The organism is Streptomyces aidingensis (assembly GCF_900112355.1).
GTDB classification, from domain to species: Bacteria; Actinomycetota; Actinomycetes; order Streptomycetales; family Streptomycetaceae; genus Streptomyces; species Streptomyces aidingensis.
Genome location: NZ_FOLM01000023.1, coordinates 55,759 through 70,177 on the forward strand (window position 1 = coordinate 55,759; position 14,419 = coordinate 70,177).

10 protein-coding genes are annotated in these 14,419 nt (G+C 74.2%); 2 read left to right on the forward strand and 8 right to left on the reverse strand.

Translation table 11 applies throughout. The annotated features are described in order from the left end of the window. Window positions 1–163 precede the first annotated feature (163 nt). Window positions 164–1,141: a lysylphosphatidylglycerol synthase transmembrane domain-containing protein gene (locus BM242_RS26280; RefSeq protein ID WP_245834540.1), complete on the forward strand. Its 978-nt coding sequence runs from the start codon at window positions 164–166 to the stop codon at window positions 1,139–1,141. Here the strand turns inward: BM242_RS26280 and BM242_RS26285 are convergent. From BM242_RS26285 to BM242_RS26320, 8 genes are all read right to left on the reverse strand, one after another. Next, a complete protein-coding gene (locus BM242_RS26285) occupies window positions 1,082–2,314 on the reverse strand; it encodes a glycosyltransferase 87 family protein (protein WP_093841460.1) in 1,233 nt (410 codons plus the stop codon). The genes BM242_RS26280 and BM242_RS26285 overlap by 60 nt on opposite strands. Beyond that, window positions 2,311–3,741, reverse strand: coding sequence for a polyprenol phosphomannose-dependent alpha 1,6 mannosyltransferase MptB (gene mptB / locus BM242_RS26290; RefSeq protein WP_093841433.1), 1,431 nt, complete (start codon window positions 3,739–3,741; stop codon window positions 2,311–2,313). Before mptB ends, BM242_RS26285 begins: the two co-directional genes overlap by 4 nt. Before the next feature lie 256 nt (window positions 3,742–3,997). Then, the gene (locus tag BM242_RS26295) at window positions 3,998–4,603 is read right to left on the reverse strand and encodes a hypothetical protein (protein WP_093841434.1); all 606 of its coding nucleotides are present in this window, start codon (window positions 4,601–4,603) and stop codon (window positions 3,998–4,000) included. After that, the gene (locus BM242_RS26300; RefSeq protein ID WP_093841435.1) at window positions 4,588–5,682 is read right to left on the reverse strand and encodes a ParA family protein; all 1,095 of its coding nucleotides are present in this window, start codon (window positions 5,680–5,682) and stop codon (window positions 4,588–4,590) included. The genes BM242_RS26295 and BM242_RS26300 overlap by 16 nt, the downstream gene beginning before the upstream one ends. A 488-nt stretch (window positions 5,683–6,170) precedes the next feature. After that, window positions 6,171–7,286 carry an alanine dehydrogenase gene (gene ald, locus BM242_RS26305; protein WP_093841462.1) on the reverse strand — a complete coding sequence of 372 codons (1,116 nt, stop codon included), beginning with the start codon at window positions 7,284–7,286 and terminating at the stop codon, window positions 6,171–6,173. A 230-nt stretch (window positions 7,287–7,516) separates the two neighbouring features. Then, the gene (locus tag BM242_RS26310) at window positions 7,517–9,691 is read right to left on the reverse strand and encodes a tetratricopeptide repeat protein (RefSeq protein WP_093841436.1); all 2,175 of its coding nucleotides are present in this window, start codon (window positions 9,689–9,691) and stop codon (window positions 7,517–7,519) included. Window positions 9,692–9,849: 158 nt separating this feature from the next. Beyond that, entirely contained in the window at window positions 9,850–10,476 is a 627-nt protein-coding gene (locus BM242_RS26315) for an NUDIX domain-containing protein (RefSeq protein ID WP_093841437.1), read from the reverse strand. Window positions 10,477–10,478: 2 nt separating this feature from the next. Beyond that, window positions 10,479–12,137, reverse strand: a complete 1,659-nt coding sequence (locus tag BM242_RS26320) for a CTP synthase (protein ID WP_093841438.1) — start codon at window positions 12,135–12,137, stop codon at window positions 10,479–10,481. A gap of 432 nt (window positions 12,138–12,569) precedes the next feature. Here BM242_RS26320 and BM242_RS26325 point away from each other — a divergent pair, with 432 nt between their 5' ends. Next, window positions 12,570–14,378 carry a glycoside hydrolase family 15 protein gene (locus tag BM242_RS26325; protein ID WP_093841439.1) on the forward strand — a complete coding sequence of 603 codons (1,809 nt, stop codon included), beginning with the start codon at window positions 12,570–12,572 and terminating at the stop codon, window positions 14,376–14,378. The last annotated feature ends 41 nt before the right edge of the window (window positions 14,379–14,419 follow it).

Genomic DNA, 14,419 nt, shown 5'->3' on the forward strand with positions numbered 1-14,419 from the left:
CCCGGGCGGGCGCGCGGCGGGTCGCCCGGCCGTTGCGGCGCCTTTCGGCCATCGGTGTCACCGCGGCCCGACGTGTTGCCGACACCGGGGCGTCGCGTGCGTCGGGCATACCCGTTCCGGTAGCCACCTGCTATGCGCCAGGCGAGAAAGGACGGCTGAGACCGTGGCACTGTCCGGGACGACCACCGCGCCGAGACGGAGTTCCCCGCTGCCGCGGCTTCCGCTGCGCCAGATCGCCTGTCTGATTCCGGTCTGCCTGGTGGTGGTCTGGTCCATCGGCAACTGGCCGGTGATCGTGGCGGGGCTCGGCCAGCTGCGGGCCGCCGACCGCCTCTGGCTGCTGGCCGCCGTCGTCATCACCTGCCTGTGCTGGGTGGCGGTCTGCTTCGCCCGCCAGGGCACGGTGCTGGAGCCGCTGCCCCCCGGACGGCTGCTCGCCACCCAGTTCGCCGCCGGTGCCGCCAATGACCTGCTGCCCGCCGGAATCGGCGCCCATCTCGTCACCCTGCGCTTCTACCGCCGCTGCGGAGTGCCGCTGACCCGTGCCTCGGCCTCGCTGGCGCTCTACTCGCTGGCCCTGCCGCTGGCCCGGCTGGTGCTGCTGCTCGTCCTGCTGTCCCTCACCCCGGGCGTGCTGCATCTGGGCGAGGCGGTACCGGCCGGCCGGACCCTGCTGATGACGCTGCTGGCGCTGACGGCGGCGGCCCTGCTGGTGCTCGTGCTGCTGGCGGTCCGGCCGCTGCGCGGCGCCGTGCGCGGCTTTCTCGGCGCGGCGCTGACCGACGCCCGGGCGCTGCACATCCGTCCGGCCCGGGTGGCCGCGCTGTGGGGCGGTGCGCTGGCGTTCCCGGCGCTCCAGGCCGGGGTGCTGGTGACGGTGGCGCTGGCGCTGCGGGCACCGGCGCCCTGGCTGCATGTGGGCATCGCCTATCTGGCCGCCGCCGCGGCCGTCGGCTTCATTCCGGCGCCGGGCGGGCTGGGCTCGGTGGACGCGGCGCTGCTGGTGACCCTGACGGCGATCGGCACGCCGGTGACCACCGCGACCGCGGTGGTGATCGGCTTCCGCGCCATCACCTCCTGGCTACCGCTGCTGCCCGGCGTCCTGGCGCTGTACGCGCTGGTCCGCCGGAAGGTGCTGTGAACCCGCGCCCACCGGCAGGGCGAGCAGCATGGCGAGCGCGAGCCAGACGTAGGCGTTGCCGCCGAGGAAGCCGCCCACGCCCGGGGCGCCGGACCGCCACAGCCACACCACGCTGCTGCACAGCAGCACATACGCCCCGACGGCGACGGCGAAGGGCGCCGCGCGGCGGCCCGGCGGGCGGCTCAGCGCGGCGGCCGCCAGCACGGCCAGCGCCGGCAGCAGCCACACCAGATGGTGGACCCAGGTCACCGGGCTGATCAGACAGGCCGCCGCGCCGGTCAGCGCCGGCCCCGCGGCCGTGTCGCCGGCCGCCCGGGCGCGCCGCACCCGCCGGGCCCAGACGGCCAGCACCAGCACCACTCCCACCGCCCAGACCGCCCGCCCGGCGTCCCCGGCGCTGCCGGCGAGCCGGGCCAGCAGGCCCTGCAGGGACTGGTTGGAGATGTAGGCCAGGTCGCCGATGCGGTCGGTGTCGCGCAGCGCCTCGGTCCAGTAGTCGTGGGAGGTGCCGGGCGCGGCCCAGGCCGCGAGCAGGGTGGCGGCGACGGCGGTGGCGGCGGCCACGGCCGCGGCCCGGCGCCGCCCGGCGAGCAGCAGATAGCCGATGAACAGCGCCGGGGTGAGTTTGACCGCGGCGGCCAGCCCGGTGCCCAGTCCGGCGAACCGGGCGGCCCGGCCGCCGTGCGCCGCCAGCCGGGTGTCCGCCAGCACCAGGGCCAGCAGCACCAGATTGACCTGGCCGAAGCTGAGCGTGTCGCGGACCGGTTCCAGCAGCAGCACCAGACAGCCGGTGACCGCCAGCGCGTACCGGCGGCCGTGCACCCGGCCGCGCAGCACCGGCCCGGCGAGCAGCACGACCACCGCCGCGGTGGCGGCGGCGTTCACCAGCAGACCGGCGGTCAGGGCGGCGGGCCAGTCCAGCAGGGCCAGCGGCAGCATGCACAGCGCGGCGAAGGGCGGATAGGTGAAGCCGTAGTCCTGGCCCGGCACCCGGTAGCCGTAGAGCGGGCCGCCGTCGTGCACCCAGTGGTGCACCGCCTCGTGGTAGACACGCAGGTCGAACCAGTTCCGGTGCAGCGGGACGGTGGCCAGGAACAGGCCCACCGCGGCGGCCAGGAGCAGCAGGGCCGGCAGCCGGCCGGTCACCCGCGCACCGCCCGGGAGGCGGATCATCCCGGTCCCGGTCCCGGGCGCGGCGGCGGCAGCGGCGGCAGCACGGACGGGGCCGCGCCGAGGCGGCGGGCCCACCACAGCGCCGGCAGCGCGCAGAGACCGCCGCAGACGGCCAGCGCCACCTGGCCGCCGTCCGGGGCGAAGCCGCTGGGCAGCACGGCGAAGGCGAGCACCCCGCTGGCAGCCGCCAGGCCGCTGCGGGCGGCTCCACCGGGCGCCGCGGCGGCCACCAGGAACACCCCCCACAGCACATACCAGGGACGGATGGCGGGGCCGAGCACGGCCAGGGCGGTCAGCGACAGGCCCAGCGCGTACAGCGGGGCGGACGCGGGACGCCGCAGCCACAGCACCAGCACGGCGGCGCACAGCACCGCCAGGCCCAGCAGCTGCCAGGCGGGCTGGGCGAAATGGGCCAGTCCGCTGCCGGCCGCCCGCAGCGCGCCCTGGGTGATGCGGCCCAGCACGCTGACCGGCGCCCAGTTGTCCGGCGAGACGGGGGTGCGCAGGGCCCCGATCCAGCCGTAGCCGTGGCCGGTGACGGCGGTGGCCAGCACGGTGGTGACCAGGGCGGTGCCGGTGACCGCCGCCCCGGCCCGCCACCAGCGGGCGCGGCCGGCCGGCCGGCGGGCCCGCAGCGAGACCACGGCCAGCAGGCCGAGCGCGGCGGGGACCTTGACCAGCGCGGCCAGCGTGACCAGCACGGTGGCCAGCACCGGGGCGAGGAACCGGCGCCGGCCGAGCGCGGCCACCAGCCCGGTGCCCAGCAGACCGAGCATGACGGCGTCGTTGTGCGCGCCGCCGACCAGATGCAGCAGCACCAGCGGGTTGAGCGCGCCGAGCCACAGCGCGCGGCCGGGGTCGGTGCCGCAGGCACGGGCCAGCGGGGGGAGCGAGAGCACCATCAGTGCCACGCCGAGCAGGGCGAGCAGCCGCATGCCCAGCACCCCGGCCCAGACCTCGGCCCGGGCCAGGTCGTTGATGACCGAGGCGAAGGAGAGGAAGACCGGGCCGTAGGGCGTGGGGGTGTGCTGCCAGGCGGGCGCGACCTCCGCGGCCAGCGGTCCGCCGAGGTCGGCCGGCCCCTGCGTGTAGACGTCCAGCCGGGCGTCCGCCATGGCGCCCTGGGCGAGATAGCTGTAGACGTCCCGGCTGAACAGCGGCGGGGCGAGCAGCAGCGGCGCGGCCCACAGGGCGAGGGTGGCCAGCAGCCGGCCGGGGGCGGGCGGATCGGTGCCGCGCACGGTGCGGCCCAGCCGGGCCCAGGCGGCCACCAGCAGCACCAGGCCGAAATAGGTGGCGGCCAGTCCGGCGGCGGCCCGTCCGGCGGGGAGCTCCATGACCCGCTGCACGGAGAGCGCGCCGGCGCTGCTGCCGCCCGCGGCCAGCGCCGCGGTGCCCGCCAGGCCCACCAGGCGGCAGCGCCGCATCTCGTCACGTTTCCCCGTGCCCGGCACACCGGCAGACTGCTCACCCCCGATGACCCGCGGGCAACCCGGTCCCCACCCCCGGGCGACCACCACATGTCGCACAGCGCAACACCCGGGCACCGGCCCCGGGCGGGTGCGGGGAAGGGGTCCTCGATCGATGCGGACGGAAAGGGGAGGGGAACCGGCCCGGAAGGGCGGTGCCGGCACCGGGACGGGCGCGGCCCGGCCGGCGGGGACGCCGCCGGGGACCCGGTCGCTAGCTCGCGCGCAGGCGGCGCACCAGGATGCTGGCCTCGCCGCGGGATTCCAGGTCGGCCAGGACCACGGCGACCGCCTCGCGGACGATCCGGCCGCGGTCCACCGCCAGCCCGTGCTCGCCGCGCAGCACCAGCCGCGCCTGCTCCAGGTCCATCAGCTCCTCGGCGGAGACATAGACCGTGATCTTCTCGTCGTGGCGTTCCCGGCCGCTGGGGCGGCGGGCCATCCGCCCGGCCCGGCCGCCGGCGCGCTGCGCCGCGGCCTGCTGCTGGCCGGCCGCGGCGGCGCGGCCCTTGGCGCCGCCGGCGCGCGCGCCGGCGGCCGGGCCGCGCTTGGACTGGCCGGGGACCGAGGGTTCCCGGCTGTTGCCGGAGGAGGCGGGCGCCGCCTCCGCGGTGCCGGAGGTGTGCGGCCGGGGGCCGTCCTCCGGATCACCGCCGGCCGCCTGGTCCCCGCCCGGTGCGGGGCCCTGCTGCCGTGCCGCCGCGGCCTCCTCCTGGGAGGCGTCCGCGGCGTGCTCGTGCGGGGTGGACGGCTGCACCGCCGCACCACCCGTGGTACGGAACAATTCGTCTGCTGCCGGAAGACTCACTCGGCGTGGCACCGGGCGAGCACCTCCCTGGCGAGCTGGCGATATGCGGCGGCGCCCACGGAGTTGGAGGCGTAGGTGGTGATCGGCTCGCCGGCGACCGTGGTCTCCGGGAAGCGCACGGTCCGTCCGATGACGGTGTGGTACACGTTGTCCGGGAACGCCTCGACCACCCGGGCCAGCACCTCGCGGCTGTGCACCGTGCGGGAGTCGTACATGGTGGCGAGGATGCCGTCCAGGCTGAGGTTGGGGTTCAGCCGCTCCTGGACCTTCTCGATGGTCTCGGTCAGCAGGGCCACCCCGCGCAGGGCGAAGAACTCGCACTCCAGCGGCACGATCACCTTGTGCGCGGCGGTGAGCGCGTTGACGGTGAGCAGGCCGAGGGAGGGCTGGCAGTCGATGACCACGAAGTCGTAGTCGTTGATCAGCGGCGCGAGGGCGCGCTGCAGCGCGGACTCCCGGGCCACCTCGCTCACCAACTGCACCTCGGCCGCGGACAGGTCGATGTTGCTGGGCAGCAGGTCCATGCCGGGGATGGCGGTCTTCAGCAGCACCTCGTCGGGAGCCATGCCGCTCTCCATGACGAGGTTGTAGACCGTGTTGTCCAGCTCCATGGGGTTGACGCCCAGTCCCACGGAGAGGGCGCCCTGCGGGTCGAAGTCGACCAGCAGCACCCGGCGGCCGTATTCGGCGAGCGCCGCACCGAGGTTGATGGTGGACGTGGTCTTGCCGACCCCGCCCTTCTGGTTGCACATGGCGATGATGGTGGCCGGGCCGCGCTCGGTCACCGGTCCGGGGATCGGGAAGTACGGCATCGGCCGCCCGGTCGGCCCGATGCGTTCGCGGCGCTGGCGCGCGGCGTCCGGAGCGATGGTCGCGGCGTACTCGGGGTCCGGCTCGAATTCGGCGTCGGGGTCGAAGAACTCCCCGTCCGGGAACTCGTCATAGGCGGCGAAGCGCGCCGGACCGCTCTCCGCACGGCCACGGGCCATGCCGGAGACGTGGTGTCCGTCTGTGCTCTGATGCGCTGTCATGTTCGCTGGGTTCTGGTGGGTGACGAAGGTGTGGACAGCGACGGAGCCGACCCCCGTCATGCCCGAGTGGCCCGAAGGCCCCGCGGGCGCTCCTGGTTGTCCTCCCCCGGGAGTAATTGTCGACTCATTCACAAGTCGTCGTACCTCCTTGGGGACCAGGAAACTTCTCGACAGAGTCAGCGTTGCACCTTGCCGACGTTTGGCGACTCTATGGCGTGTCGGCGGTCCGCAGCAACACAATCCACCGGACCGGCACCGATGTGTCGGCATCGTCCGGTCCGTGGTCAGGGCTGCCGCGAGGGTGCTCCACTGGCGAGCGGAAGTCTCGGCAGGACTGGAAACAGTTAAAGAGTAGTCTTTGCCACAAGTCGCCGTCGCGATACCCCGGATACTGATAAATCTGGCCGGGTCCCGGCGCCCTCCGGGGCGGCATGTCACGGGACCCGGCCCGGCGCCGGGCACCGGCCGGCGGGTCGGGGAGAGCCGGGGCGAACGGCGTCGCGCGGTTGACGCGCCGGGTTGACGCCGGGCCGCCGGCCCGGCCGTGATCAGCCCACAACGGTGGCCGGATCGGTGTGCGGCAGGCCGTGCGCCTCCGCGACGGGGCCGTAAATCACCTGGCCGTCATGGGTGTTGAGCCCCTTGGCAAAGGCGGCGTCAGCGCTCAGCGCGGCCCGCCAGCCGCGGTCGGCCAGCTTGACCAGATACGGCAGGGTGGCGTTTGTCAGGGCGTAGGTCGATGTGCTGGGCACCGCGCCCGGCATATTGGCCACGCAGTAGAAGACCGAGTCGTGCACCCGGAAGACCGGCTCGGCATGGGTGGTCGGCCGCGAGTCGGCGAAGCACCCGCCCTGGTCGATCGCGATGTCGACAAGGACACTTCCCGCCTTCATCCGGGACACCTGTTCCGTGCTCACCAGCTTGGGCGCCCGGGCGCCCGGGATCAGCACCGCCCCGATCACCAGATCCGCGGCACGCACCGCCCGGTCCAGCTCGAAGGCGTTGGAGGTGATGGTCTGCACCCGGCCGCCGTAGATCCGGTCCGCCTCCCGCAGCCGGCCGGCGTTGGTGTCCAGCAGGGTGACCCGGAAGCCCATGCCCACCGCGATCTGCATGGCGTTCCAGCCGGCGACACCGCCGCCGATGACCACCGCCTCGGCCGCGCCGGTGCCCGGCACGCCGCCGGGCAGCACCCCACGGCCGCCCGCCGGGCGCATCAGATGATAGGCGCCGACCTGGGGGGCGATCCGGCCGGCCACCTCGGACATCGGGGCCAGCAGCGGCAGGGCGCCGTCCGCGGTCTGCACGGTCTCATAGGCGATCGCGGTGGTACCCGCCTCCAGCAGGGCCCGGGTGCACTCGGCGGAGGCCGCGAGATGCAGATAGGTGAAGAGGATCTGGTCCTTGCGCAGCCGGTGGTACTCCTCGGGGACCGGCTCCTTGACCTTGAGCAGCAGCTCGGCGGCGGCCCACACCTCGTCGGCGCTGTCCAGGACGGCGGCACCGGCGGCGGTGTACTCCTCGTCGGTGATGGCGGAGCCGAGCCCGGCGCCGCGCTCCACCACGACCTGGTGGCCGTGGCCGACGAGCTCGTGGACCCCGGCCGGGGTGATGGCCACACGGAACTCGTTGTTCTTGACCTCGCGGGGGATGCCGACCTTCACGTCGATCACGGTCCTTGCGTTGCGGGGATGCGCTGCGGACACCGGGCACGGCTGGGGCCCCTGGCACGGGGCGCGTACCGGCATCACCTTGCACACCCGGATGTGCCGAATATGCCCGATATGCCAAACAACCAAATATCCGCACATGGCGTGCATGCCGGAAGCGACCGGAAGGCCGCGGCAGAGCCATTGTTAACGAAGGACTTCCCACTGTCCAGCCTTGCAATCATTCAATCGGGCTGGACGTTCTTCTGCGTTTCGCAGGCCAGCTGTCCGGTGGCCGATGCGGAACCCTCCCCCGTGGCCCCGTCCCCGCCGAGCAGCCGCCCGGCCGCCGCCCGGTGGTCCGCCGCCTCCGCCGGCCTGCCCAGCCGCGCCGCGCAGTCCGCCAGCCGCAGCCGCAGCGCGCCCTGCAGCCGGCCGTCACCGGACCGTTCGGCGATCCGCAGCGCCTGCAGCCCCAGCCGCATCGCCTCGGCGGGCTCCCCGGCGTACTCCCGCACCCGGGCGGCCTCGGCCAGCGCCCTGGCCTGCGCCCCCGGATCGCCGCGCCGCCGGTGCGCGGAGGCCGCCGCCCGCCAGGCGCGCAGCGCCTCCGGCCACTGCCCGGCCCGCGCCAGCACGGCACCGATCCGGCCGTGCAGCCGGGACTCGGCGTCCAGGTCCCGGCGGGCCTGTGCGGTGGACAGCGCGCGGGCGTACCAGTCGGCGGCGCGGCGCCACTCCCCCAGCTCCGCGTAGGTCCCGGCAATGGACTCCAGTGCCCGCCCGGCCCCCAGCCCGGCAGCGGGCGGCCCGGCGGCGCCCGCGCCGGGCGGCCCGGGCGGCATCCGGTCACCGTCCGGCCGCAGCGCCTCCAGGGCCGAGCGGTAGCGGTCCAGGGCGAGGTGCGGCCGGCCGCCGGCCACATCCAGGTCGCCGAGGTTGAGCAGCGCGGCGGCGCGTTCCCTGGGCAGCCGCTGCCGGTCCGCCACCCCGAGCACCAGCTCGTGCAGCCGGTACAGCTCGGGCGCCGCCGCCCCGGTGCCCCGGTGCGCGGACAGCGCGCTGGTGAGTGCGGCGATCAGCCGCCGGGCCAGGGTGTCCAGCTCGCCCTCGGCCACCACCAGCCGGGCGGCGGCCAGCAGCGAGGGCAGCCGGGTCTCCAGCCAGTCCGCGGCGGCGGCGCGCGAGGCGAACCGCAGGGTGGCGGGCAGCCCGGACAGCCAGGAGCGGGCCGGGCTGCCGGACGGCTCGGTGACCGCCCGGCAGGCGGTGAGCTGGCGCACCGTGCGCTCCAGCAGCCGGGCCCGGGCGAGCTGCACCTCGGCCGGCCGTTCCTTGCGCTCCAGCAGGGTCTGCAGCAGCGGATCGAGGCAGCCGGGCAGGGCGAGCAGCGGCCCGGCCGACTCCTCGGTGGCGGCGGGCGGGGCGGCCGGCACGGCGTGCACCAGCCCGAGCAGGGTCAGATCCCGCAGGGTGCCGCGGGCGGTGTCCATGGAGCAGCCGGCCAGCGCCGCGGCGGTGTGCGCGTCGGCCACGCCCGCCGGGGCCAGGGCCAGCAGCCGCAGGGTCCGGGCGGCGGGCGGCGGCAGCGCGGAGTGGGCCAGCCGGAAGGCGCGGCCCAGGGGATCGGTGACCTCCGGCAGGCCGTCGTCGTCGGCGGGGTCCTCCAGCCGCCGCAGGGCATCGGCCAGCGCGGCGTCGGGGTGTGCCGCCAGCCAGCCCCCGGCCAGCACCAGGGCGGCCGGCAGATGGGCGCACGCCTCGGCCAGCCGCTCGGCGGCCCGGGGGTCGACGGTGACCCGGGTGCGGCCGGCGCCGCGCACCAGCAGGCTCAGCGCGGCCTCCTGCTCGATCGCGCCGAGCATGCAGGGCCGGACGTCCGGTACGCCGGTGAGCGGGCCGCGGGCCACGGCCAGGGCCAGACAGCCGCGGGTGTCCGGCAGCAGGCCGGCGAGCTGTTCGCCGGAGCAGACGTCGTCGAACAGCAGCACCGCCCGGCGGCCGGCCAGGGCGGTGCGCAGGGTTTCGGTGAGTTCGTCCTCGCCGGCCCCGGCCGGGGCGGTCGTGCCGAGCGCGGCGAGCAGGTCGCGGGCGGTGCGCTCGGTGGGCACCGGCAGGCCGCCGGGGTCGGTGAGCCGGGCCCGCAGCATGCCGTCCGGGTAGTCGCCGCCGGCCAGGCACTCGGCGGCGAACCGCTCGGCGAGCGTGGTGCGCCCGGTGCCGGGGCGGCCGGCCACCAGCAGCACCCGGCAGCGGGGGGCCGGGCGCCCGGCCAGGGTGTCCAGCCCGGCGCGCTCCAGGTCGGCACGGAGCGCCGCGAGTTCGCGGCTCCGGCCGAGGAACACGGGTCCGCCGCCGTCCGTCTCCGCGCCGGCCCGGCGCCGCGCCGGGCCGGTCCTGTGCACCGCCTGCTCCGTCACGTCCCCGAGCGTATGCCCTGCCCCTCAGGCGTCACCCATGGAACACGTCGCCGGGCGGCGGCCACCCGCCGCTTGTCCCCCGTGCGGCGCCGCCGGGAGCCGGCCGGCGGCCGTGCCGTGCGGTGCGGTGCGGTGCGGTGCGGTGCGGCGGGGCCGGCTCAGTAGGGGCGGGCGGGCCAGGGGGAGCCGGCCGGGCGGAGCGCGTCCAGGCCGTCCCCCGCCCGCGCCGCCAGCACCGCCAGCACGCCCGTCACCAGGCAGTTGTTCTGCAGATCGCCGGCCAGGGCGGCCCGCGCCAGGTCGTGCAGCGGCGCCCAGGCGTGCTCCATGTCGGCCTCCTCCTCAAAGGCCTCGTAGCGCGCGCCCTCGGCCGCGGAGAGCTGCCGGGCCAGATAGATCCGGATCGCCTCGTCGCTGCCGCCGGGGGTGGTGTACACATCGACCAGGACCCGCCAGTCCTCGGCCTTGATGTGCGCCTCCTCGTACAGTTCGCGGCGCGCCGCCTCCAGCGGGTCCTCGCCGGGCACGTCCAGCAGGCCGGCCGGGATCTCCCACAGCCGGTGCCGCACCGGGTGCCGGTACTGGCGGATCACGGCGATCCGGTCCAGCTCGTCGAGCGCGACGACGGCCACCGAGCCGGGGTGGACCTGGTAGTCGCGGCGCATCACCGCCCCGTCCGGCGTCCGCACCTCCTCGGTGCGCACCCCCGTCCGCGCGCCCATGTAGGGCGTGGCCGTGGAGACCACCGGCCACTCGTCGGGCATGTCCTGGAACCGCTCACCCATGGTCAGGCTCCCTGCTGCGTGCTCTGGCGCCCGATCGCGGCCCGGACCAGGCCGGCGAAGAGCGGATGCGGACGGGTGGGCCGGGAGCGCAGCTCCGGGTGCGCCTGGGTGGCGACCAGATACGGATGCGTCTCGCGCGGATACTCCACATACTCGACAAGCTTGTTGTCCGGCGAGGTGCCGGAGAACACCAGGCCCGCCTTCTGCTCCAGCTCGGTGCGGTAGGCGTTGTTCACCTCGTAGCGGTGCCGGTGCCGCTCCTCCACATAGGCCTCCCCGCCGTACACCTCGCGCACGATCGAGCCCTCGGCCAGCCTGGCCGGGTAGAGCCCGAGCCGCATGGTGCCGCCCATGTCCCCCTCGCCCGCGACGATGTCGAGCTGCTCGGCCATGGTGGAGATCACCGGATGCGGCACCGCCGGGTCGAACTCGGTCGAGCCGGCACCCTCCACCCCGGCCAGGTTGCGGGCCGCCTCGATCACGATGCACTGCAGGCCCAGGCACAGCCCCAGCAGCGGGATCCGGTGCTCGCGGGCATAGGTGATGGCCGCGATCTTGCCCTCCACGCCGCGGTCGCCGAAGCCGCCGGGCACACAGATGCCGTCCACGCCGGCGAGCTGTTCCCGGGCCCCGCCCGGCGTCTTGCAGTCGTCCGAGGTGACCCATTTGATACGGACCCGGGCATTGTTGGCGAAACCGCCCGCGCGCAGCGCCTCGGTCACCGACAGATAGGCGTCGGGCAGGTCGATGTACTTGCCGACCAGCGCGATGGTCACCTCGTGCGCCGGGTGGTGCACCCGGCGCAGCAGGTCGTCCCACTGCGTCCAGTCCACGTCCCGGAACGGCAGGTCGAGCCGGCGCACCACATAGGCGTCCAGCCCTTCGCCGTGCAGCACCTTGGGGATGTCGTAGATGGACTTGGCGTCGATCGCGGCGACCACGGCGGCCTCGTCCACGTCGCACATCAGGGAGACCTTGCGCTTGATGGACACCGGCACGTCCCGGTCGGCGCGCAGCACGATGGCGTCCGGCTGGATGCCGATGCTGCGCAGCGCGGCCACCGAGTGCTGGGTGGGCTTGGTCTTCAGCTCGCCGGACGGGCCGATGTAGGGCAGCAGGGAGATGTGGACCACAAAGACGTTGTCCCGCCCCACCTCGTGCCGGACCTGGCGCACCGCCTCCAGGAACGGCAGCGACTCGATGTCCCCGACCGTGCCGCCGACCTCGGTGATCGCCACATCGACCTCCGGGCCGGCCAGGCGCCGGATGCGGCTCTTGATCTCGTTGGTGATGTGCGGGATGACCTGCACGGTGTCGCCCAGGTACTCTCCCCGCCGTTCCTTGGCGATCACGGTCGAGTAGACCTGGCCCGTAGTGACGTTGGCACTGCCGTCCAAGTCGACGTCGAGGAACCGCTCGTAGTGTCCGATGTCCAGATCGGTCTCCGCCCCGTCGTTGGTGACGAAGACCTCTCCGTGCTGGAAGGGGTTCATGGTGCCGGGATCAACGTTCAGATACGGATCCAGCTTCTGCATGGTCACCCGGAGCCCGCGGGCCTTGAGCAGGGCGCCGAGGCTGGACGCGGTGAGCCCCTTGCCGAGCGAGGAGGCGACGCCTCCGGTGACGAAGATGTGCTTGGTCGTCGAGGACCTGGGCGGCATGGCCAAGAGGGGGCTCCCGTGGTCGCGAGGTGTTGTGCATACCGGCGGCGCCAGGTCAAGACCTGGAGTCACCGTCGCTGCGGTTCGGGGGTTGGCGATCCCTCCGCTCCACGGGCTACCAGCGTATCAGCGACACTGGGAGGAGACCGGTCATGCGGGAGTCCGGGCGGCACGCCGGGTCACACCGGAAACACCCGTTACCGCCTGGTCATACGGGTCGCCGGAGACCGAACAGGGGTTCCCCTGCGGGGTCGTCCGGTACTCACCCGAGCGGACCCGCAGGTGTGCGGCGTCCGGCATGCGGAACCGGTCCGCTGTGCGAGATTCGTCACGCGAAGCACATGACGCGGGCGTATTCTTCTCGGACTCTCTCAAGCAAGATTGACCACAATCCCCCATCCCCTGGGGGTCACTGGCACCGTTCGACTGGAGATGCTCGTGGCAGGGCGCATCGAGGATTACGCACTCATCGGCGACATGCAGACCGCCGCTTTGGTCGGCCGCGATGGCTCTGCCGACTGGCTTTGCCTGCCGCGGTTCGACTCCCATGCGGTCTTCGCCGCACTACTGGGAAACGAGGAGCACGGCTTCTGGCGGCTGGGCCCGGCGTACGGCCGCGACGCGGAGCCGCCGCGGGCGACACGCCGCCGTTACAAGGGTGACTCACTGATCCTGGAGCAGGAGTGGGACACCCCGCGCGGTACCGTGCGGGTGATCGACTTCATGCCGCCCCGGGACGGCGCCCCGCAGCTCGTCCGGATCGTCGAGGGCGTGTCCGGCCGGGTGCCGATGCGCTCCGCCCTGCGGATGCGGTTCTCCTTCGGCTGGGTGGTGCCCTGGGTGCACAAGGTCGGCGACCGCATCGCCGCGGTGGCCGGCCCCGACTCGGTCTGGCTGGACACCCCGGCCGACACCTACGGCGAGGAGCTGACCACCTACTCCGACTTCACGGTCGGCCCGGGTGAGCGGATCGGCATGGCCATCAGCTGGGAGCCCTCGCACAAGGGCGCGCCGCCGGTGGCCGAGGCCGAGGAGGCGCTGTCCGCCACCGAGGAGTTCTGGCGCGGCTGGGTGGGCCAGTGCACCTACCACGGCCCCTACCGGGAGGCCGTGGTCCGCTCCCTGATCACCCTCAAGGCGCTGACCTACGCCCCCACCGGCGGCATCGTCGCGGCGCCCACCACCTCGCTGCCGGAGGAGATCGGCGGCTCCCGCAACTGGGACTACCGCTACACCTGGCTGCGGGACGCGGCGATCACCCTGTCCTCGCTGCTGCGCACCGGCTACCGGGAGGAGGCGCGCGCCTGGCGCGAGTGGCTGCTGCGCGCGGTCGCCGGCGACCCGCAGAACCTCCAGATCATGTACGGCATCGCGGGCGAGCGCGAACTGGGCGAGACCGAACTGGACTGGCTGCCCGGCTACGAGAACTCCCGCCCGGTGCGGATCGGCAACGGCGCGGCCAGCCAGTTGCAGCTCGACGTCTACGGCGAGGTCACCGAGGCGCTGCATCTGGCGCACATGACCGGGCTGGCCCGCAACGACCACGCCAATCTGCTGCTGCTCAAGCTGATCCGGTACCTGGAGGACCACTGGGACGAGCCGGACGAGGGCATCTGGGAGGTGCGCGGCCCCCGCCGGCACTTCGTGCACTCCAAGGTGATGGCCTGGGTGGCGGTGGACCGGGCGGTGAAGCTGATCGAGTCCGGCGAGGTGGACGGCCCGCTGGACCGGTGGCGGGAGCTGCGCGACGACATCCACCGCACGGTCTGCGAGCGCGGCTACGACAAGGAGCGCAACACCTTCACCCAGTCCTTCGGCTCCAAGGAGCTGGACGCCTCGCTGCTGTTGATCCCGCAGATGGGCTTCCTGCCGCCGGACGACAAGCGGGTGATCGGCACGGTCGAGGCCATCCAGCGGGAGCTGTCCACCCCGGACGGCTTCATCCTGCGCTATCCGACCGCCGGCGACGAGCCGGGCGTGGACGGCCTGCGCGGCGACGAAGGGGCCTTCCTGGCCTGCTCGTTCTGGATGGCCGACGACCTGGCGATGATCGGCCGGGTGGAGGAGGCACGGCGGCTGTTCGAACGGCTGCTGGCGCTGCGCAACGATGTCGGGCTGCTGGCCGAGGAGTGGGATCCGAAACTCAAGCGCCAGGTGGGGAACTTCCCGCAGGCCTTCAGCCACGTGCCGCTGATCGACACCGCGCTGCGGCTGACCGCCTCCGGGGCCTACGGCGGCTGACCACCACCGGCGCACGGCCGGGCGACACCACGGACAGCGCC